The organism is Promicromonospora sp. NPDC060204 (assembly GCF_042728455.1).
In the GTDB taxonomy this organism is placed as follows: Bacteria; Actinomycetota; Actinomycetes; order Actinomycetales; family Cellulomonadaceae; genus Promicromonospora.
In genome coordinates this window covers 20,256-39,639 of record NZ_JBHWZO010000005.1, presented here as the reverse complement: position 1 = coordinate 39,639, position 19,384 = coordinate 20,256, and the positions used below count along the sequence as shown (strand labels likewise).

At 72.9% G+C, this 19,384-nt stretch carries 16 protein-coding genes; 6 read left to right on the top strand and 10 right to left on the bottom strand.

All coding sequences use genetic code 11. The features are described from left to right. Positions 1 to 17: 17 nt before the first annotated feature. From ACFWEJ_RS01380 to ACFWEJ_RS01350, 7 genes are all read right to left on the bottom strand, one after another. On the bottom strand, positions 18 to 1,166 hold the full coding sequence (locus ACFWEJ_RS01380) for an AAA family ATPase (RefSeq protein ID WP_377227406.1): 1,149 nt from the start codon (positions 1,164 to 1,166) through the stop codon (positions 18 to 20). 199 nt (positions 1,167 to 1,365) lie between these two features. Next, complete coding sequence (locus ACFWEJ_RS01375) at positions 1,366 to 1,992, bottom strand: dihydrofolate reductase family protein (RefSeq protein WP_377227405.1); 627 nt, start codon at positions 1,990 to 1,992, stop codon at positions 1,366 to 1,368. Beyond that, a complete protein-coding gene (locus ACFWEJ_RS01370) occupies positions 1,989 to 2,492 on the bottom strand; it encodes an SRPBCC family protein (RefSeq protein WP_377227404.1) in 504 nt (167 codons plus the stop codon). Before ACFWEJ_RS01370 ends, ACFWEJ_RS01375 begins: the two co-directional genes overlap by 4 nt. Next, entirely contained in the window at positions 2,489 to 2,869 is a 381-nt protein-coding gene (locus ACFWEJ_RS01365; protein ID WP_377227403.1) for an ArsR/SmtB family transcription factor, read from the bottom strand. Before ACFWEJ_RS01365 ends, ACFWEJ_RS01370 begins: the two co-directional genes overlap by 4 nt. Before the next feature lie 132 nt (positions 2,870 to 3,001). Continuing rightward, the gene (locus tag ACFWEJ_RS01360; protein ID WP_377227402.1) at positions 3,002 to 6,856 is read right to left on the bottom strand and encodes a DUF4132 domain-containing protein; all 3,855 of its coding nucleotides are present in this window, start codon (positions 6,854 to 6,856) and stop codon (positions 3,002 to 3,004) included. A gap of 138 nt (positions 6,857 to 6,994) precedes the next feature. Further along, positions 6,995 to 8,419 (bottom strand): aspartate--tRNA(Asn) ligase, encoded by a 1,425-nt coding sequence (gene aspS / locus ACFWEJ_RS01355; RefSeq protein ID WP_377227401.1) that lies wholly within the window; start codon positions 8,417 to 8,419, stop codon positions 6,995 to 6,997. 257 nt (positions 8,420 to 8,676) lie between these two features. Continuing rightward, positions 8,677 to 9,612, bottom strand: a complete 936-nt coding sequence (locus ACFWEJ_RS01350) for an alpha/beta fold hydrolase (RefSeq protein ID WP_377227400.1) — start codon at positions 9,610 to 9,612, stop codon at positions 8,677 to 8,679. A gap of 174 nt (positions 9,613 to 9,786) precedes the next feature. Between ACFWEJ_RS01350 and ACFWEJ_RS01345 the strand changes: the two genes are divergently transcribed. Together ACFWEJ_RS01345 and ACFWEJ_RS01340 are read left to right on the top strand one after the other, a co-directional pair. Next, on the top strand, positions 9,787 to 10,443 hold the full coding sequence (locus tag ACFWEJ_RS01345) for a heme oxygenase (biliverdin-producing) (protein ID WP_377227399.1): 657 nt from the start codon (positions 9,787 to 9,789) through the stop codon (positions 10,441 to 10,443). A 126-nt stretch (positions 10,444 to 10,569) separates the two neighbouring features. After that, a complete protein-coding gene (locus ACFWEJ_RS01340; protein WP_377227398.1) occupies positions 10,570 to 12,306 on the top strand; it encodes an L-aspartate oxidase in 1,737 nt (578 codons plus the stop codon). A gap of 102 nt (positions 12,307 to 12,408) precedes the next feature. Here the strand turns inward: ACFWEJ_RS01340 and ACFWEJ_RS01335 are convergent, their stop codons facing one another. Then, a complete protein-coding gene (locus ACFWEJ_RS01335) occupies positions 12,409 to 13,170 on the bottom strand; it encodes a cytochrome b/b6 domain-containing protein (protein ID WP_377227397.1) in 762 nt (253 codons plus the stop codon). After that, positions 13,157 to 13,654 carry a hypothetical protein gene (locus ACFWEJ_RS01330; protein ID WP_377227396.1) on the bottom strand — a complete coding sequence of 166 codons (498 nt, stop codon included), beginning with the start codon at positions 13,652 to 13,654 and terminating at the stop codon, positions 13,157 to 13,159. The genes ACFWEJ_RS01335 and ACFWEJ_RS01330 overlap by 14 nt, the downstream gene beginning before the upstream one ends. A 173-nt stretch (positions 13,655 to 13,827) precedes the next feature. On the opposite strand from ACFWEJ_RS01330, the gene ACFWEJ_RS01325 reads away from it, so the two are divergent. Beyond that, entirely contained in the window at positions 13,828 to 14,391 is a 564-nt protein-coding gene (locus ACFWEJ_RS01325) for an RNA polymerase sigma factor (RefSeq protein ID WP_377227395.1), read from the top strand. Further along, the gene (locus ACFWEJ_RS01320) at positions 14,388 to 15,482 is read left to right on the top strand and encodes a zf-HC2 domain-containing protein (RefSeq protein WP_377227394.1); all 1,095 of its coding nucleotides are present in this window, start codon (positions 14,388 to 14,390) and stop codon (positions 15,480 to 15,482) included. The genes ACFWEJ_RS01325 and ACFWEJ_RS01320 overlap by 4 nt, the downstream gene beginning before the upstream one ends. Positions 15,483 to 15,600: 118 nt before the next feature. Here the strand turns inward: ACFWEJ_RS01320 and ACFWEJ_RS01315 are convergent, their stop codons facing one another. Beyond that, positions 15,601 to 16,677: a LacI family DNA-binding transcriptional regulator gene (locus ACFWEJ_RS01315; RefSeq protein WP_377227393.1), complete on the bottom strand. Its 1,077-nt coding sequence runs from the start codon at positions 16,675 to 16,677 to the stop codon at positions 15,601 to 15,603. 295 nt (positions 16,678 to 16,972) lie between these two features. On the opposite strand from ACFWEJ_RS01315, the gene ACFWEJ_RS01310 reads away from it, so the two are divergent. Together ACFWEJ_RS01310 and ACFWEJ_RS01305 are read left to right on the top strand one after the other, a co-directional pair. Beyond that, positions 16,973 to 18,232 carry an extracellular solute-binding protein gene (locus ACFWEJ_RS01310; RefSeq protein WP_377227392.1) on the top strand — a complete coding sequence of 420 codons (1,260 nt, stop codon included), beginning with the start codon at positions 16,973 to 16,975 and terminating at the stop codon, positions 18,230 to 18,232. A 5-nt stretch (positions 18,233 to 18,237) separates the two neighbouring features. Next, complete coding sequence (locus tag ACFWEJ_RS01305; protein WP_377227391.1) at positions 18,238 to 19,374, top strand: carbohydrate ABC transporter permease; 1,137 nt, start codon at positions 18,238 to 18,240, stop codon at positions 19,372 to 19,374. Positions 19,375 to 19,384: the final 10 nt, after the last annotated feature.

Here is a 19,384-nt window from a genome sequence, read left to right as displayed (position 1 = left end):
CACAGCCGCCCCGCCCGTCACCGCCACAGCGGCTCTGCCGCGGTGAAGAACGCCTTCCAGCGGGCGTCGGTGCGGGCGCGCTCGCGCACCACGTTGTCGACGTAGTGCCGCAGCCGGCGCGCGTCCTCCTCCTCGCCCTTGAGCGCGACGCCCGCGACCTGCCGGGCGACCTCGGCCGCGGTCACCGTGCCGTCGCCGAGGTACCGGGCCTCCAGGGAGGCGGCCACGGCGACGTTGACGGCCTCGGCCGTGGACATGACCGTCTCCGGCCGCTTCACGGGAGCGCCCTCGCGCGTGCTGCCCGTCCGCAGGTCCTGGAACACGGTGACCAGCACCTCCAGGACGTCGCGCGGCACCTCGGGGCGGTCGCCCTCCGGTCCCAGCTCGGCCGCGAGCTGGCGCTGCACCAGCTCGATCTCGAAGGCGCGGTCGCGCACCGGAGCCACGGTCTCGAAGCTGAACCGGCGCTTGAGGGCCGCGGACATCTCGTGCACGCCGCGGTCCTTCAGGTTCGCGGTCGCGATCACGGTGAAGCCCGGCCGGGCAGCGACCCGCGCGTCGGGCCCGAGCTCGGGGACCATGAGCTGCTTCTCCGAGAGGATCGACACGAGCGTGTCCTGGATCTCCGGCGCGCAGCGCGTGATCTCCTCGAAGCGCACGACGCGCCCCTCGCGCATGCCCGTGCAGATCGGCGACGGCACCAGCGACCGCTCGCTCGGCCCCTCGGAGACCAGGAGCGCGTAGTTCCACGAGTACCGCACGTGGTCCTCGGTGGTGCCCGCGGTGCCCTGCACCGTCAGGGTCGAGCTGCCCGAGACCGCCGCCGAGAGCAGCTCCGACAGCATCGACTTGGCCGTACCGGGCTCGCCCACCAGCATCAAGCCCTGCCGCCCCATCAGGGAGACGACGGCGCGGTCCACCAGCGGGTCGTCACCGTAGAACTTGCGGGTCACGCCGAGCTCCTCGGAGCCCACGACGAACGCCCGCACGGCCCGCGGGCTCAGCCGCCAGCCCGGGGGCCGCTCGTGCCCGCGCTCGGCGTCCCAGGCGTCGAGCGTCGCCAGCTCGGCGGCGTAGCGGATCTCGGCGGGCGGGCGGATCTCGGTGGCCTGGCTGATCTCGGTTCCAGCGGTCGTGCCTGCCGAGACGGTGGTGTCCGTGGTCATGACGTCCTTCGGTGCGTGCGTTACGAGTGATGACGTGCGAGTGATGACGCGAATGATGGCGTGCGAGTAATGCCGCGACGGCCCTGGTCAGGGCCGCTGCGGTCAGCGTGCGATCAAGGTAGCGGGAGCCACTGACACGCCTGCGCAGGCTCTGGTGGCCGCACCTGCCGTCCCCGCCAGCACCGCGGGGGACGCCCGCTCAGACGATGTCCGAGACCCCGGCATACGTCGCGACAGCCGGCTCGCCGGCCCAGGCGTAGACCTGGATCACCAACCCGCTCGGTGTCGACTCGCTGCTGACGAGCCTCAGCCCCGCCGGCGCGCCGCCGTCCGGGAAGAGACGCCTGCCGCTCCCGACGACGACCGGCGCGACCACGAGGCGGAGCTCGTCGATCAGTCCGGCGGCGAGCAGCGACTGCGCGAGCCGCGCGCTCCCGTGGATCTGGAGCTCACGACCCGGTTGCCGCTTGAGCGCGGCGACCCGGGCCGGGACATCGCCCGAGAGCACGGTGGTCGGGTGCCAGGTGCCCTCGGCGAGCGTCTGCGAGGCGACGTACTTGGGCAGGCCGTTCATGAGCGCGGTGAACGGGTCGGCCGGATCGGTGATCTGCGGCCAGTCCCGCGCGAAGGCGTCGTAGGTGCGTCGGCCGAGCAGGAGCCCGTGGGCCTCGCCGAGCCACTCGACCGTCCGGCGGACGAACACCTCGTCCACGTGGGGCACGAGCCACCCGCCCCTGGTGAACCCGTCGCTGGTGTCCTCCTCCGGCGACCCGGGCCCCTGTGAGACGCCGTCGAGGCTCACGAACTGCATCAGGACCAGCCTCATGCCCTCGCCTCCACCAGCTCGGCGAGCTGCCGGGTGACCGTGCCCCAGCCGTCGTGGAAACCGAGCTGCTCGTGCCGGTCGCGGTCGGCGACGTCGCGGTGCATCGCGGTCGCGCTGTACTCCGTGCCGTCCGGGTGGTCCCGCAGGGTGATCACCGCGGTCACGAACGGTTGCGTCGAGGGACGCCAGCCGGCCACGAGCGCGTCGGTGAACACGATCCGCTCGAGGTCGTCGACGGCGAGGAAGCAGCCCGTGATGTGCGGGCCGAACTCGACGCCGTCCTCGCTCAGCTCCGTGCGGAAGGAACCGCCCGGGCGCAGGTCCATCTCCCGCACGCGGCAGATCTGCGGCGCCGGGACCCACCACTGCTCGAAGCTCGCCGGGTCGGCCCAGGCGTTCCAGACCGACGACCGCGGGGCAGCGATGACGCGGGAGACCGTCAGGTCGAGGTCGGACCGGCCGGACCGGCCGTCCGGTGAGGCCCCGTGCGGCGTGGTCATGAGAGAACGTCCTTGTTGTCGGGGTTGGGGTCTTCGGTGTGGTCGTCGGCGCCGGACTGTGCCGCGGTGACGAACTGTTCGAGCCGGTCCGTGCGCCCCTCCCAGATGCTCCGCTGTTCGCCGAGCCAGCTCTCGACGGCGTCGAACGCCTCCCGCTCCAGCGTGCAGGTGCGCACCCGGCCGACCTTCTGCGACCTGATCCACCCCGTGCTCTCGAGATAGCGGATGTGCTTCATGAACGACGGCAGCGCCATGTCGAACGGCGCCGCGAGCTCGCCGACGCTGGCCGGACCCGCGCCGAGCCGGCCCAGCACCGCGCGCCGGGTCGGGTCGGCGAGCGCCTGGAACGTACCGTCGAGCACCGAATGCTGAGCCATACGGCTAAGTTAACGCGGGCGAACACTAAGCGCAAGGGCTAAGTGTCCCGAGCGCGGCCGACGCCGGACACGCGTGTGCTGCGCGGGCACCTCGACCCGCGCAGCACAGCACTCAGAACTGGTCAGGGCTGGTCAGTACTGGCTCTTCTTCTCCCAGTCCGCGTCGAAGGCCCCGCCCTCGGCCACGGTCACGTAGTCCCGGTAGGACACCGCGAGCAGCACCTTGGGCACGTCCTCGAGCTTGAGCCGGCCCCGGTCGTCCCACGTCCCCGTGCGGCGGAACACCAGCCCCTGGACGGCCGCGGTAATGTTCTCCTCCGGCAGGAACGCGCCGGTGAACTCGATCTCGACCGTGAGGTCGAGCGTCGGGTACTCCTTGCGGTAGGCGGAGAACCACCCGGCGTCCTCGGCCTGCGACCGCGAGTACCCGAGCTTGGTGGCCCGGCCGCGGATCGTGAACGAGTCGCTGAGCCAGCCCTTGCGGGTGTCGATCATGGTGGCGGTGCCCGGCAGGTCGGGCAGCGCGCCGGCGGCATCCGCCTCGGCGCCGAGGCCCTGGTCGAACAGCGGCGTGATCTCGTAGTCGCCGAGGTGGCTGCGCCAGGCCGGCGCGCCGGTCTCGTCGTCGTCCCCGAGGGTGGCGGCGTGCACCAGCGACACGCGGGCGTCGTCCGGGAGGGTGACGTCCTCGTCGTCGACGCCGATCAGCGCGCCGCCGTCGCCCGGCCGGAACGTCACGGTCCCCGTCGAGCCGGAGTCGGCCGCGCCCGGCAGCTCCGCCGCCCACACCAGGCGCGCGGCCAGGCGGGACATCAGCGGGTGACCCAGCACGAACTCGCGCCAGTCGGCGGCGCTCCACGTGCGGCCGGTGACCATGGCCTCGGCGAAGCGCTGGGTCTGCAGCGCGACGACGGCCTTGAGCTCGGCCCGCGACTCCTTGAGCTGCCGCTTCGCCTCGGCGTACACCTCGTCGTCGTCGGACGCGCGCTTGGCCGGCAGGGCCTTGACCACCTTGCCCGCGGGGTTGCGCAGCTCGAGCGTGAACGCCTCGGTGATGCGCCCGGTGACCACGCGCGCCTCGCCGCCGTCGGTGCCACCGTCTGCGCCCGAGGGCCCGGCGAGGTCGAGGCGCAGGATGCCGTCGTCGTCGAACCCGGCGGTCTGCACCGTGCGGTCGGCGAGCTGGTCGCCGTCCCAGCCGTTGCGGTCGGCGATGTCCTGGGCGAGCGCCCCGGCCGCCTCCTGGACGGTGCGCTGCTTGAACCGGCGCGACACCGCGAGGAGCTGCTGCACCGCGGCCCGGTCGCCGTTGGCGGCGAGCGCGCGCACCAGGTACTCGGCCTGGGCGCGGCGGCCCTTGTGGGCGGCGAAGTAGTGCTGGGCGGTCGTCGCGAGCCCGGCCCCGGGCATCCCGACGGTCAGCGCGAGCAGACCCTTGTCCTGCGTGGCCGACCCGAGGTAGGTGGCCTGGTCCTCCCGGTAGAGCCGCTTCCAGAAGTCCTCGACGGTCTGCCCCGCCTGGTCCGCGTAGTACTCGGGGTAGCGCTTGATCGCGGACTGCAGGTTGTCCCAGCGGGACTGCGCGTGCTGGTCGGCGTACTCACGGGAGTGCTCCACGGACGGGTTGCGGGTGTCCTGGGCGACCCAGGCGCGCAGCACGAACGAGCCGAGCGCGGCCCGCGAGGCCGGGTCCAGCAGGCTGACGTACCGGGCGATCAGGCCCTCGCCGCTGGGCGCCTTGAGCTTGGAGGCAAGGACGACCCACCAGCGCACGACGTCCCGCGGCACGACGCCGCCGGGCTCGCCGGCAGCCCCGGCACCAGCACCCGCCCACCGCACCTCCGGGAGCTGCTCGAACGGGAACCAGTCGAGGCTCGCCGGGATCTTCGCCTTGAGGCCCTTGCCGGCCTCGGCCTGCAGGATCTCCGGCGCGAGGTCGGCCGAGATGTCGTCGCCGAGCGTCTCCAGGGCCGAGAGCAGCGCGGCCCGCGCCGCCTCACGGCGCTCCTTCTTCAGGGCGGCGCGCAGCGCGGGCACCGCGGCAGGGTCACCGATGCGGGCGAGCCACACCGCGGCCGACGCCCGCACCTCGCCCTTGCTGTCCGCGAGCGCCTGCTCGGCCAGGGACCGCGCCCCGGTGTGCGCCTCCAGGACCTGCTGTGCCGTGACCCGGTGGGTCTTGCCCGCACCGAGCGCGAGCGCCGTGAGCTTGGGCAGCAGCATGGGCGGCAGGGCTGGGAACTCGCGAAGCATCGCGAGCGCCCTGCCGGTGCGCTCGCCGCCGTCCCCGGTCCGCAGGCTGCGTTCCAGGATCTCGGGGCGCTCGGCAAACCAGGGCCAGGCGACCGACGCCGGGATCTCCTCGTGCCCCCACCAGCGGTTCAGCACGAGATCGGTGACGAGCCGCTCGACGTCCGGGATCCCGGCGCGCTCCAGGCCGTCGTGGAGCTGGCGCAGGTCGGTGACCTCGTCGAGGTGCCCGCGCAGGTTCCACAGCAGGTTGTTGCCGTCGCTGCGGCCGCCGTGGACCAGCGCCCGCAGGCGCACGTGGAACATCAGGCTCTGGTCGGCGAACGCCTCGTGGCGGCGGTCCGTGAGCCAGGTGACCAGGGGCGAGCTGCGGAGCTGCCGGGCCGGAGCATTCGCCGTGAGCACGCGCGGGAGGGCCTCGACGTCCTTGGCGGTGATCTTCTCGAGCTGCTTGAGGTTGTTCTGGGCGGACTTGAGCACCCACTCGTTGTGGCCGGCCTTCGCACTCTTCCGGGCCTCGTCGAGGTTGGTCCGGGCCCGGGCGGTCGCCTGCTCGACGTCGGTGCGGAGCTGCTTGACCCACGCGTCGTCGAGCACGGGGTCGGGCAGCGGCTCCCAGTCCGGGAGGTCGATGGCGGCGTCCTGCGCGGGCGTCTCGAGCGCGCGGGCGCGCTCGACGGTCTGCTCCAGCAGCTTGACTCGCGCGCCCTGCCCGGCCGCGACCTTTCCGTTCTCGTCGCGCAGCGTGGCGAGCGCCGCCTCGCACGCGGCGAGGCCACCGTCCAGGGCGGCCAGCCGTGTCACGGCCTCACCGAGGGCGCCCGACTTCGCCGTGGTCAGGAAGGGTGCGAGCAGCTCCACCTGCCGGTCGTCGGGCAGGGTCGCGAGGTGCTGCAGCGCGGCGGCGCGCACGCCCTTGGCGGGGTCGGCGGCGAGGCCCGCGACGATCCGCGCGAACTCGTCGCTCGGGACCTCCTGGGTCGAGATGCGCCTGCCGATCTGGCCGAGCACCTCCTCCTTGCTCGCGGCGGTCAGCCCGGGGACGACGTCGGCCAGGAGCGCGGCGTGCTCGCCCACGAACTCGCCGAACGCGACGGACTTCATGATCCCCTCGCGGGCGTCGGAGTACCAGGAGCGGCCCTTCGAGGAGCGGTGCACGATCGCCACGAGCACGGTGCGCGAGGCGGCGTCGGCCGGGACGCCGCCCTCGACCGCGGCCTCCTCGAACATCGCGGGCGTCCAGCGGGTGCGCGTGGCCTGGTCCCCGTTGCCGGGGCGGTTGCGCTTGGGCGTGCCGATGTGGCCGATGTCGTGCACCAGGAGCGAGAGCCATTCGGGCACGGCCGGGATCTCGACGGTCTCGCAGGCCTGCGCCAGCAGCCGGGCGAGGCGGACCACCTGCGCCATGGCGCCGACCGCGTAGACGCGGCGGCGGCCGTTGACACCCTTCTCCGTGGTCCAGCTCTTGTGCTGGGCGGCGACCTTCTTGACCAGGTCGGGCGAGACCCAGCTCGACCAGTAGGTGGTGCGGCCCGGCTGGTCGAGCAGCCGGTCGACGTCGTCCGTGGCGGCGGACGCCACCTGGGTCAGGACCTCCGGCGTCGTGCCCTCCAGCACGTAGCCCACCGCGTCCTCGTACAGACCGGTGCCGACCAGCGACAGCGGCGCGAGCGCATCCGCCACGCCTCGCGCCGTCTCGTCGCCGCCCCGCACCCGGTCCATCAGCTCCTGCAGCATCTCGCCCCATCACGTCGTCGTCGGCCATCGGGGCAGAGCTCGCCCCTGGATCGTGCCGCCTTCAGCAGCACGCGCACAAAGTAGCGGTGGCCACTGACACCCGGGCGGAGCATCCCGCCCGGGTGCCAGGTGCGACGACTAGGGCGTCAGCCGGTGCAGGTCCCGCGGGAACGGCGTCACCTCGCGGATGTTGGCCGCCCCCACGAGGCGCGCCACCCACCGCTCCAGCCCGATCGCGAACCCGCCGTGGGGCGGCATCCCGTGCCGGAACGCCTCCAGGTAGGACGCGTACGACGCCGGGTCCTCGCCCCGGGCCTCGATCGCCGCGACGTAGTCGGTGTACCGGTGCAGGCGCTGCCCGCCCGTGACCAGCTCCAGCCCGCGGAACAGCAGGTCGAAGCTGTTGCTCCACCGTGGGTCCCCAGCCCCCTCACGGGTCGGCTCCGGGTGCGTGTAGAAAGGCCGCTTGGCCATCGGGTAGCCCTCGACCGCGACGAAGTCCGACCCGTGCTCTGCCCGCGCCCACTCCCCCAGCGCGCGCTCGTGCTCGGGCGCCAGGTCGGGTTCGTCCGACGGCGCCCCGACGAGCTCCAGGGCGTCGGCGAAGTGCAGCACGGGGAACTCGGCCGGGATCCGCGGTACCTCGACGCCCAGCCGCTCGGCGGCCCCCGACGTGCGGACGGCGTCCGCCATCCCGGCGAGCACGTCGCGCAGCACGGCCAGCACGTCGCGGTGGTCGCGCACGAACCCGAGCTCGACGTCGAGCGAGCGGTACTCCGCGAGGTGCCGCACGGTGTCGTGCGGCTCGGCCCGGAACACCGGCCCCACCTCGTAGACCCGCTCGAAGACGCCGACCATCTGCTGCTTGTAGAACTGCGGCGACTGCGCGAGGTAGGCGGGCCGCCCGAAGTAGTCGACGGGGAACACGTTCGCCCCGGACTCCGTGGCCGTGCCGACCAGCTTGGGCGTGCAGACCTCGGTGAAGCCCGCCGCGTCCAGCGTCGCGCGGAACCCGCGCAGGCTCGCCGCCGCGACCTCCCAGCGCGCCTTCTGCGCGGGGTGCCGCCAGGCGACGGCGGCGTGGTCGAGCAGCGTGGGCAGGGCGGCGCTCAGGGCCGGCCGCCACAGCTCGACCGGCGGGGTCTCGGCGGCGTCCGTGAGCGGCGTGATCACCAGGCCCGCACCGCCCAGCCCGGTGACCTCCACGCCGCCGGGCGCCTGCGGGTTCGCGGTGACCGTGCCGGTCACCTCCACGGTGGTCTCCTCGGGCGGCACGGCCGGCGCCGTCGGCCCGACGCCGTCCGGCCGGACGCCTTCCTGCCAGGCACCGGTACGCACCACGACCTGGGCGAGTCCGGTGCGGTCGCGCAGCACCAGGAACGTCACGGTCGCGAGCTCACGACGACGGTGCACCCAGCCCTGCAGCCGCACGACGGACCCCGGCGGAACGCTCGGCAGGTCGCGGGCGAGGGTGCGGGCGGGAACCCCTGTGGACCCAGCCAGGGCCGGCGTCGTCGGGAAGGTGCTCGGGGACGGCGCAGGGGACGGCAAAGGTGGTCTCATCATTCCTCCAGAGAGCGCAGGCCCTGGAGGAGCGGGCGGGGGCTAGGTCGCGGTGCCACCACTCCTTTGCCGGGAAGCCCCGGCCTCTCGTCGGTGCGCCGCACGCGCGGGTGGTCGCTCGCCCGGCAGGCCGGGCCGAGGTTCGTCACGCCTCACGCTCACCACCGCACACGCTATGCCCGACGGCGCCGGCGACGCCACACGATTCGGCGCTCGCCTCACCGGCGGCCGGGCTCCACCGACACGGCCGAGCCACCTCACCCGGCGTCGACGGCGTCGAGCCAGGCCCGCACGGCGTGACCCACCGCGACGTCGTCCTCCAGCGGCACGAGGTGACCGCGACCGGGGAACGCGACCACCTCGGGATCGCCGGGCAGCAGCTCGCGCAGGCGGCCGGCCTGTTCGAACGGGATCCACGGGTCGTCCTCGGCCCAGCCGACGCGGACCGGGCAGCGCACCTCGCCGAGCCGACGGACGACGGGCGCGGTGTGCGCGGGCGAGAGCTGCGCGATCTGGCGGTAGAAGGCGGCCTGCCCGACGTCGTCGAGCCACGGCTCGGCGAGCGTCTCGACCTGCTCAGGAGCGAGCGCATGGTTGGCCGCGCCGGCGATGTACTCCCGCACCAGGGCGCCGTGCAGCGGCCCGGGAACCGCCGCGAAGACGGACTCGTTGCGCGCCACGAGCCGGAAGAACTCCGAGCCCCAGGGGTCCAGCGTCACGATGTCGAGCAGGAACAGGCTCGCCAGGTCCGCACCCTCCAGGAGGTGGGCGCCGAGGGCGACGGCTCCCCCGATGTCGTGCGCAACCAGGTGCGGGCGGCCCAGCCCCCAGTGCCGCAGGAGCGCGGCCAGCCGCCTGCGCTGGGCCACGAGGTCCACGGCGACCCCAGCCCCCTTGGATGGGGCGCCGTATCCGGGCATGTCCCACAGGAAGACGCGATACCCCCGCCCGGGCAAGCCCTGGCTCAGTGCACGCGCCACTGGAGCCCAGACCTGTGCGGACCACGGCGTGCCGTGGCAGAGCACGACGTCGCCGGCCGAGGGCCCGCCGGCCGGCTCCAGCACGTAGGTGGCGATGCGCTCGCGGGCTCCCTCGCCCTCGCCGGCGCCGTCACCGGCGACACCGACGTCGACCTCGACGAACACCGGCTCGGGCAGGGCGGACGGGCGTGGGACGGAGGCGTGACCAGGCATCACACGACGCTATCCCGTGCCTCTGACACACCCCTTGATGACGGGCGCCCAGCCCCCCGAAGGTCCCGGGCGAATAAGGTGAGGCTTGCCTTACTTCTGTTGCTATGATCGGATGGTGATGACACATTGTCAGCACGTCTGCCAGCACGTCAGCACCGCACCGGAGGAGACCCCGTGAGCCTGCCCGTCGAGGAAATCGCCCCCGTCCCCCTGTCCGCAGTGCTCCGTCAGGGCACCCGTGACGCCCATGCCGGTGCCAACTCGGAGCAGTTCATCGAGGAGCTCCTGTCGGGAGCGCTCACCCGGGACGCGCACGCCGACCTCACCGCACAGCTCCTGGTGGTCTACGAGGCCCTGGAGGAGGCGAGCGCCGCCCTCGGGAGCGACGACCGGGGCGCCGGCCTCGTCTTCACGGAGCTCACGCGTGTCCCCGCGATCGAGCGGGACCTGGCCTTCCTGTACGGGCCGGACTGGCGCGACAAGATCCGGATCCTGCCCGCGACCCGCGCGTACGCCGAGCACGTCCGCGCGGTGGGCGGCAACCTGCCGCAGTACGCCGCGCACTCCTACACGCGGTACCTGGGCGACCTGTCCGGCGGGCAGATCGTCAAGCGCATGATGAAGGAGCACTACGGCCTCGACGAGGAGGGGCTGGCCTTCTACACCTTCCCCGACATCCCCAAGGTCAAGGTGTTCAAGGACGCCTACCGCGAGGCGCTCGACGAGCTCGACCTGGACGACGACGAGGTGGCCGCCACCCTCGCCGAGACGCACCACGCGTTCACGCTCAACCGGGCGGTCTTCACGGAGCTCGCCGCGATCCACTGCTGACCCCGTAGCGGCGTCGTCGCTGGCCACAGCGCCGGTTCTGACGCCTCGGCGTCTGACATGTCACATCGTCTGACTTGTCACATCCCGAGGCGTCACGTTCCCCGCTCGTGCGTTGTCAGATGGAGTATGAACACCACCGAACGTCGCATCTCCACGACAGCGCTCGTCATCGGTACGGGCGGTTCCGGCCTGCGCGCCGCCATCGAGCTCGCCGAACAGGGGGTGGACGTCCTCGCCCTGGGCAAGCGGCCCCGGATGGACGCCCACACCTCGCTCGCCGCCGGCGGGATCAACGCCGCCCTCGGCACCATGGACGCGGAGGACAGCTGGCAGCAGCACGCCGCCGACACCATCAAGGAGAGCTACTTCCTGGCCAACCCGCACACGGCCGAGATCGTCGCGCAGGGTGCCGCGCAGGGCATCGCCGACCTCGAGCGGTACGGCATGGCCTTCGCCCGGGAGGACGACGGGCGCATCTCCCAGCGGTTCTTCGGCGCGCACACCTACCGCCGCACCGCGTTCGCCGGCGACTACACCGGCCTGGAGATCCAGCGGTCCCTCGTGAACCGGGCGACGCAGCTCGACATCCCGATCCTGGACTCGGTCTACGTCACCCGGATCCTGACCCACGACGGCGCGGTGTTCGGCGCCTACGGGTTCGACCTCAACGACGGCACGCCGTACCTGATCCACGCCGACGCCGTGATCCTCGCCGCGGGCGGGCACAACCGCATCTGGCGGCGCACGTCGTCCCGCCGCGACGAGAACACGGGCGACTCGTTCCGCCTCGCCGTCGAGGCCGGAGCGCGCCTGCGCGACCCGGAGCTGGTCCAGTTCCACCCGTCGGGCATCCTGGAGCCCGAGAACGCTGCTGGCACGCTGATCTCGGAGGCCGCGCGCGGCGAGGGCGGCATCCTGCGCAACGCCCTGGGCGAGCGGTTCATGCAGAACTACGACCCCGAGCGCATGGAGCTCTCGACCCGCGACCGGGTGGCGCTCGCGGCGTACACCGAGATCAAGGAGGGTCGCGGCACCGAGAAGGGCGGCGTCTGGCTCGACGTCTCGCACCTGCCGCGCGAGACGATCATGACGCGCCTGCCGCGCGTCTACCAGACGATGCTGGAGCTGCAGATGCTCGACATCACGGCCGAGCCGATCGAGATCGCGCCGACCGCGCACTACTCCATGGGCGGCGTGTGGGTGCGTCCCGAGGACCACAGCACCGAGGTCGACGGCCTGTACGCGATCGGCGAGGCGTCCAGCGGCCTGCACGGCGCCAACCGCCTGGGCGGCAACTCGCTGATCGAGCTGCTGGTGTTCGGCCGCATCGTCGGCCGCGCCGCCGCGGCCTACTCCGCCGGTCTGGAGGCGCAGCGCCGCTCGCACGACGCCGAGGCCTTCGCCCGCGCCGAGGTGGCCGACCTGCTCACCGCCGACGGGCACGAGAACGTGCGCGCCCTGCAGCGGGCGATCCGCAACACGATGACCGAGCACGCGGGCGTCGTCCGGGACGAGGAGGGCCTGACCGCGGGCCTGCGCGAGCTGGACGAGATCGAGGCGCGCACCCAGGAGATCGGCGTGCACCCCGACATCGCCGGGTTCCAGGACCTCGCGCACGCCTTCGACCTCAAGGCGTCGCTCATCGCGGCCCGCGCCACGCTGGAGGCCGCCCGCGAGCGCCGCGAGACCCGCGGCTGCCACAACCGGAGCGACTACCCGGACCTCGACCCGGCGCTCCAGGTGAACCTGGTCTGGTCCCCGAAGACGGGCATCGTCCGCGAGGAGATCCCGGAGGTCCCCGAGGAGATCGCAAACCTGATCGCAACCCAGGAGGTCTCGACGCAGGGCAAGCTGGTCGAATAACCCGACCCCCACCCCCCCTGCCTCGTTGAGTGCTGGGTATTTGCGCCCTTTCGCGTGCCAGGAGCGCAAATGCCCAGCACTCAACCAGTCGGGTTGGGGGGTCTAGCGGCGGTGGCGGGGGTCGTGGGCCTCGCCCGTGGTGCGTTCGGTCCAGCCCGGCCAGACCCGCTGGGCGTCGCGCTCGTGGAGCTTGCCGCCCAGGTGCATCGCCCGCCACACGCCGCGGTAGCCGGGCAGGATGCCGGAGGCGATGATCACGTGCCCGACGACGACGGGGGTCACCACATACGTCGACCACCGGTGCACCGCGGCGAACCAGACGAACGCAGGTCCCCCGCTGACGAGCGCGAGCCCCACCCCGGACACGACCAGGGCGAGCAGCGTCGCGACGAGCACCAGGTTCGCGATGCGCTGCCCCGGGTCGAACCGGCCCTCGTGCCGCCCGAACCGCCCGGTGAGGATCGCGGCGGGCCAGGTCCGGAACCACGCGCCGTCGCCGTGCTCGACCCGGAAGGTCTCCCGCCAGAAGGTGCGCCAGCCTCGCGCGCCGACGACGACGGCCAGCACCGTGAGCCCGGCGAGGACCCAGCCGGTGACCGTGTGCACGTCGGTGTCGGACACCCCCGTGGCGCGAGCGATGACGCTCGGGCTGCCCTCGTTGCCGAGCAGCAGCCACCAGCCGGTGATCAGCAGCACGATGACGGTCACGTACACGCCGGCATGGAACCAGCGTGCCGGACGACGGTTGCGCTCGACCGTGCCGGTCTCGTGCTGCCCGGTCTCCTGGCGCTCGGTCTCCTGGCGCTCGGTGCCATGGCGCCCGGTCTCACGGCGCCCCGTGTCGTGCCGCTCAGTAGCTGTCACCGTCGTCTCCCGTGCTGTCACCCGTGCTGCCGCCGGACCCCACGGTCACGTTGATCTGGGTCTCCACCCCGGCCGCCGAGTGGTCAGCGTTGCGCAGCGACGCGTCGATCTCGTGCTCGCCCGCGGGCAGGTCGGTGACCTCCACGCTGTCGCCCTCGACCACCATGTACTCCTGGTCGTTCCCGTCGAAGTAGACGTGCACGTGATCCTTGCCGGTGTCGGTCGGGCCGAGCTCCTCGCTGGAGGAGAGGTCGATGGTGAACGGCGTCTCGACCGTGGCCCCGTCCTTGGGTGACGTGATCTCGAGGGTCATCCCGCCACCACCGCCACCACCCGAGTCGCCCGAGTCCCCGGAGCCACCCCCGCCGTAGCCGCCCCCGCTGCCACCGCCGCTGCCGCAACCCGCCAGGAGCAGGACGCTGAACGCCGCCCCGGCGGCGAGCCGCGCCCCTCGGCTTCTGGACGCTCCTCGTAGTCTGGACATGGTTACCTCCTTGTTCCGGGTGTCACCGACGACGCCCGTCACCTGTCCCTACGTGGCGGGGCGCCCGACGGATCTCTCGGGCACCGAAGCGCGACAGGTTCGAGCCGAAGATCCGGCCGACGAGATCCGGCGGGGTGAGATCCAGAGACGGGTCCCGGCACGTAGGAAGGGACATGACGGCATCGGACGAGGCGCTCCTCGCCGGGATGGCCGCGGACGACCCGGACGCGGCAGCCGTCTTCGTGCGCCGGCACCAGGCACGGGTCTACGGGCTGGCGCTCTTCGTGGTCGGCATCCCCGCGGTCGCCGAGGAGGTGGCGCAGGAGACCTTCGTCCGCGCGTGGCGACACGCCGACGGGTTCGACCCGCGGCGGGGCCGCGCGACGACGTGGTTGCTCGCGATCGCCCGGCACGCCGCGATCGACGTGCTGCGGGTGCGGCGCGACGTGCCCGTCGACCCCGTGATCATGGCGGAGCGGATCACGGCCGAGACCGTCGCCGACCCCGACCTGCTCGCGGACCGGGTGGCGACCGGCACCACGGTGGACGCCGCGCTGGCGCACGTGCCGCGGGAGCAGGCGACGGCGGTGGTGCTCGCGGCGGTCTTCGGGCTCAGCGGGGCGGAGATCGCGCGGCGGACCGGCGTTCCGCTGGGGACGGCCAAGACGCGGATCCGGCTGGGGCTGCGGCACCTGCGCGACGAGCTGGCGAGCAGCCGGGAGGAGGAACGGCCATGAACGGGGCGGACTGGGGCGGGCCAGGCGGTAACGGGCCAGGCGGGAGCGGCTCGGGCAGGAGCGGCGACCGCTGCGCCGAGCTGCGCGATGCCCTCACCGAGGTGGCGCTCGGTGTCGCGGACGGCGCGACGCGGGCCGCCGTCATGACGCACCTGGCGACGTGCGACCGGTGCCGCGACGAGCTGTCGTCGCTGGCCGACGCCGCCGACGAGCTGCTGCTCCTGGTGCCGGAGCGCGAGCCCCCCGCCGACTTCGAGGGGCGCGTGCTGGCCCGGCTCGCGGGCGACCCGGCGCGGCCCGACACCGGTCCGACGAGCCGCGCACCTGGTGCTCCGATCGAGCCGGACGCCTGGGACGGCCCGCCGACCGGCGCCGGAGCCGGTCCGGCAGCACCCGGGCCGGCGACGCACGGCCCTGCGTCACCCGGCCCCGCGACCGTCCGGCGGCACGGCGCCCGGCGGGCCGTCCTCGCCGCCGCGCTCGGCGCAGGTCTGCTCGTGGCGGGCGGCGCGAGCGTGTGGGTCGTGACGGCGCCCGACCGAGAGCTCGCGGCGTCGTACCGAACGACGCTCGACACGGCGCACGGCCGCTACCTCACCGCCGCCGACCTGGTCGCGGACGGCTCAGCGGATGGCACGACGGACGGCACGGCAGGCGACTCGGCGGACGGCTCTGTCGGCACCGTCTTCCTCTACGAGGGCGATCCCTCCTGGGCCTACGTGGTGGTGCGCGACGCCGGACCGGCGGCCAGCTACGACGTCACCGCCGTCGTCGCGAGCACAGAGAACACGGGCGACCCGGACGCCGTCGTCCCGACCCCGTACGGCAGGGGCATCCATGCGACGGAGCCGGGCCACACGACCTTCGACCGCAGGGCCTCGGAGGCCGGCACGCCGCCCGGCACCGGCAACCCCGGCGGAACCAGCGGCAGCCCCGCCGACGACGACACCCGCGAGATCTCCCTCGGCTCGTGCGTCGTCACGACCGGCACGTGCTCGGCGGGCGGTGTGCTCGGCGTCCCCGTGCGCGGCGTCGTCTCCGTGCGCCTGACGACCCCGGACGGCACGCCCTGGGCCACGGCCTCCCCCTGACCCACCCCCGTTGTTGAGTGCTGGCCTTTTGCGGTTTTCGAGGCCGAAAAAGCGCAAATAGCCAGCACTCAACGACCGGGTTGGGTGGTGAAGGCGGGGTGGGGTGGCGGGGACCCGGTTAGGGGGTTGGCGTTCCGCGGACCACCAAGCGGGGTTCGACCAGGACGTATGCGGCCTCCTCCGTGGAGTCGCGCTGGTCGCGCCTCAGGACGACGCCGCCCGTGGGGCCCATCAGCAGGTCCAGCACCCCGGCCGCGACCTGCTCCGGGAGCTGCTCCACGCTGCTGATCCCCAGCGCCTCGGCGGCCGGGGTGTTGTCGAACCCGACCACGGGCAGGTCCGGCCGGCCGAGCGCCGTGGCCGCCAGGTGCGCGCCGATCGCCAGGGAGTCGCTGACGCAGACGACGGCGTCCACGGCGGGGTCGGCCGCGAGCGCCGCCCCGGTCAGCTCACGGGCCAGGCCGACGCTCTCCTCGGTGTGCCAGCGGGGGCCGGCGGACCCGGCGTCGGCCATCGCCTCGCTCCAGCCGCGGGCGCGGTCGTCGCCGGTGCCGGACCCCTCGGGCCAGCCGAGGAACGCGATCTTCGGGCCCGCCTGGTCGAGCAGGTGGCGGGTGGCGGCGTAGGTGCCGGCGGCGCCGTCGACGTCGGCCCAGGAATGCTGGCCGACGCCGTCACCGGCCCCGTCGCCAGACCCGGCCCTGCCGCCGGACCCGTCGCCGTCCGACCGCCAGGGGCGGCCGAACGAGACGAACGGGACGCCGCGCCCGTGGAGCCAGGTGGTGCGCGTGTCCTCGTGGGACGTGCCGGTCAGCACGACGGCGTCGATCTCGCCGCCGTCGACGAGGTCGCCGATGCGCTCGATCTCCTCTGCGGGCGTGCGCGCGGCGTAGAGCAGGATGCGCATGCCGCGCTCGCTGGCGCGCTCGGTCAGGGCGTGGACGAAGCGGTCGAGCACCACGCCGGAGATGCCGCCCGCGTAAGGGTCGAGCCGCACGCCGATGGTCGAGCTGCGCCGGGTGCGCAGGCGGCGGGCGGCGGCGTGCGGGCGGTAGCCCAGCTCCGCGATCGCCAGCTCCACGCGTTCGCGGGTGGGCGCGCGCACGATGTCCGGCGCGTTCAGCACGTTGGAGACGGTCTGGCGGGAGACGCCCGCCGCGCGGGCGACGTCCTCCACGGTGGGGGCCTTGGTCATCGTGCTCCCCTTCCGTTCGCCGCGCCTGCGTGTGCTCGTGAGACCGTCTGCCGTCGTGAGGCAGCGTGCCTCCGTGAATATCCGGAACGTGATGTCCGGAACGTCATCCTAGGTGCGCCGTCCGCGAGGTCGTCCACCTTGACACCGCACCCGAGCGCTCCATAACCTCCTGCACAGCATAATTTGATCGTTCAAACTCGCACGTCGTCAAGAACCAGCACGACGGCGGGAACCCGCATCTCGTCAAGAACAGCACCACGTCACGAACCACGTGCCTCATCAAGGGAGAAGAGACATGACACGGCCCATCTCGCGAAAGCTCGTCGGAGCGGGCGCCCTGCTCGTCGCCGGCGCGCTGACGCTCACCGCCTGCGGCGGCTCCGGCTTCGAGGACACCGCCGAGGAGCCCGCGGCAGGCGCCGCGGAGCTCACCAGCTCCGACGACGCGCTCTCGATCCTCATCGGCTCGTCCGGCGACGCCGAGACCGACGCGGTGACCGAGGCGGTCGCGGCGTGGTCCGAGGAGTCCGGCGTCGAGGCCGAGGTCCAGGTCGCCAGCGACCTGCCCCAGCAGCTCTCGCAGGGCTTCGCGGCCGGCACCCCGGCGGACCTGTTCTACCTCGCCCCGGAGGCGATCGCCGGCTACGCGGACAACGGTTCGCTCCAGCCGTACGGCGACCTCCTGGCGAACAAGGACGACTTCTACCCGTCGCTCGTGCAGAACTTCACGGTCGACGACACGTTCTACTGCGCGCCCAAGGACTTCTCGACGCTCGGCCTGGTCATCAACACCCAGCTCTGGGCGGACGCCGGCCTGACCGACGCCGATCTCCCCACCACGTGGGACGAGCTGGCCACCGTGGCCGAGAAGCTGACCACCGACGACCAGGTGGGCCTCTCCTTCGGCGCCGAGTACCAGCGCGTGGGCACCTTCATGGCCCAGGCCGGCGGCGGCCTCGTGGTCGACGGCGAGCCGGTCGCCAACAGCGAGGGCAGCGTCGAGGGCCTGACCTACGTGCAGTCCCACCTGAAGGACGGCACGTTCGCGTACGCGGCCGACCTCGGCGCCGGCTGGGGCGGCGAGGCCCTCGGCAAGGGGCTGGCCGCCATGGTCATCGAGGGCAACTGGGTCACCGGTGCGCTGACGAACGACTTCCCCGACGTCGAGTACACCGTCGCCGAGCTGCCCGCCGGCCCCGCCGGCCAGGGCACGCTGCAGTTCACCAACTGCTGGGGCATGGCCGCCGACAGCCCCAACCAGGAGGCGGCGCTGAGCCTGGTGGAGCACCTGACGAGCACCGAGCAGCAGCTCGCGTTCTCCGAGGCGTTCGGCCCGATGCCGTCCATCGAGTCGGCCGCGGCCGACTGGACGAGCGCCAACCCGGACCTCTCCGCGTTCCTGGACGGGGCCGCGTACGCCCAGTTCCCGCCGAACTGGGCCGGCGCGTCCGACGTCATCACCGACCTCAACGCGCAGCTCGAGTCGCTGAAGACCGGTGACCCGCAGGCGATCCTCGACACGGCGCAGTCGAACCTCGAAGCGATCGCCGAGTAGCACGGATGTCCGTTCTCGCGTCGCCGCGTGACGCCGCGCCCCGCCGTGCCGGGTCCCCTCGCGGGATCCGGCACGGCGAGGCCGTGGCCGGCTGGCTCTTCACCCTGCCCGTGCTCGTGATCCTGGGCGTTTTCCTGCTCGTCCCGGTCCTGATGGCGCTCTGGGTCAGCTTCTCGGACTGGTCCGGGCGCGGCAGCCCGCTGTCGGCCGGCGTCGGCTTCGTGGGGCTGGACAACTACGCGGCCGTCACCACGGGCGGTGGCCTCGCCGAGCGCGACTTCGGCGTCGCGCTGCGCAACAACGCCTGGTACGTGCTGCTGGTCGTACCGCTGCAGACCGCCCTGGCCCTGTTCCTGGCGGTCCTGGTCAACCGCGCGGTGCTGCGGGGCCGCGGCATCTTCCGCACCGCGTTCTACTTCCCCTCCGTGACCAGCTCGGTGGCCATCACGGTGCTGTGGCTGTTCTTGTTCTCGACATCGGGCGTGGTCAACACGATCCTCGCCCGGCTGGGCATCGCCGGGCCCAACTGGTTCAACGAGCCGAGCGGCGTGCTGCACAACCTGCTGGGCGCGCTCGGCGTCACGAGCGGACCCGACGCGCTCACGCAGCACGGCTTCCTCGGCGTGACCTGGTGGGACTGGCTGGCCGGGCCCTCGGTGGCCATGTCGGCGTTCGTGCTCATGGCGATCTTCACGACCAGCGGCACGTTCATGCTGCTGTTCATCGCCGGCCTGCAGAACATCACCCCCGAGGTCGAGGAGGCCGCGATGGTCGACGGCGCGAACGCCTGGCAGCGGTTCTGGCGCATCACGCTCCCCCAGCTCAAGCCGACTCTCTTCACGGTGCTGACCCTGGGCCTGATCGGCTGCTGGCAGGTGTTCGACCAGATCTACACCGGCACGCAGGGCGGCCCGGGCAAGACGACGCTGACGCCCGCTTACCTCAGCTACCAGTCGGCGTTCCTGTCCCAGGAGTGGGGCCAGGGCGCGGCGATCGCGTTCATCCTGTTCGTCATCATCGTGCTGCTGACGATCCTGCAGCGCTTCGTCCTGCGCGAGAGTCCTGACGTGCCGCGGCGGGCCCGACGACGTCGCCGTGCGACCTCTGCAGCTGTCGCCCCGTCGACGGAGGACGCCCGATGAGCCGCACCCC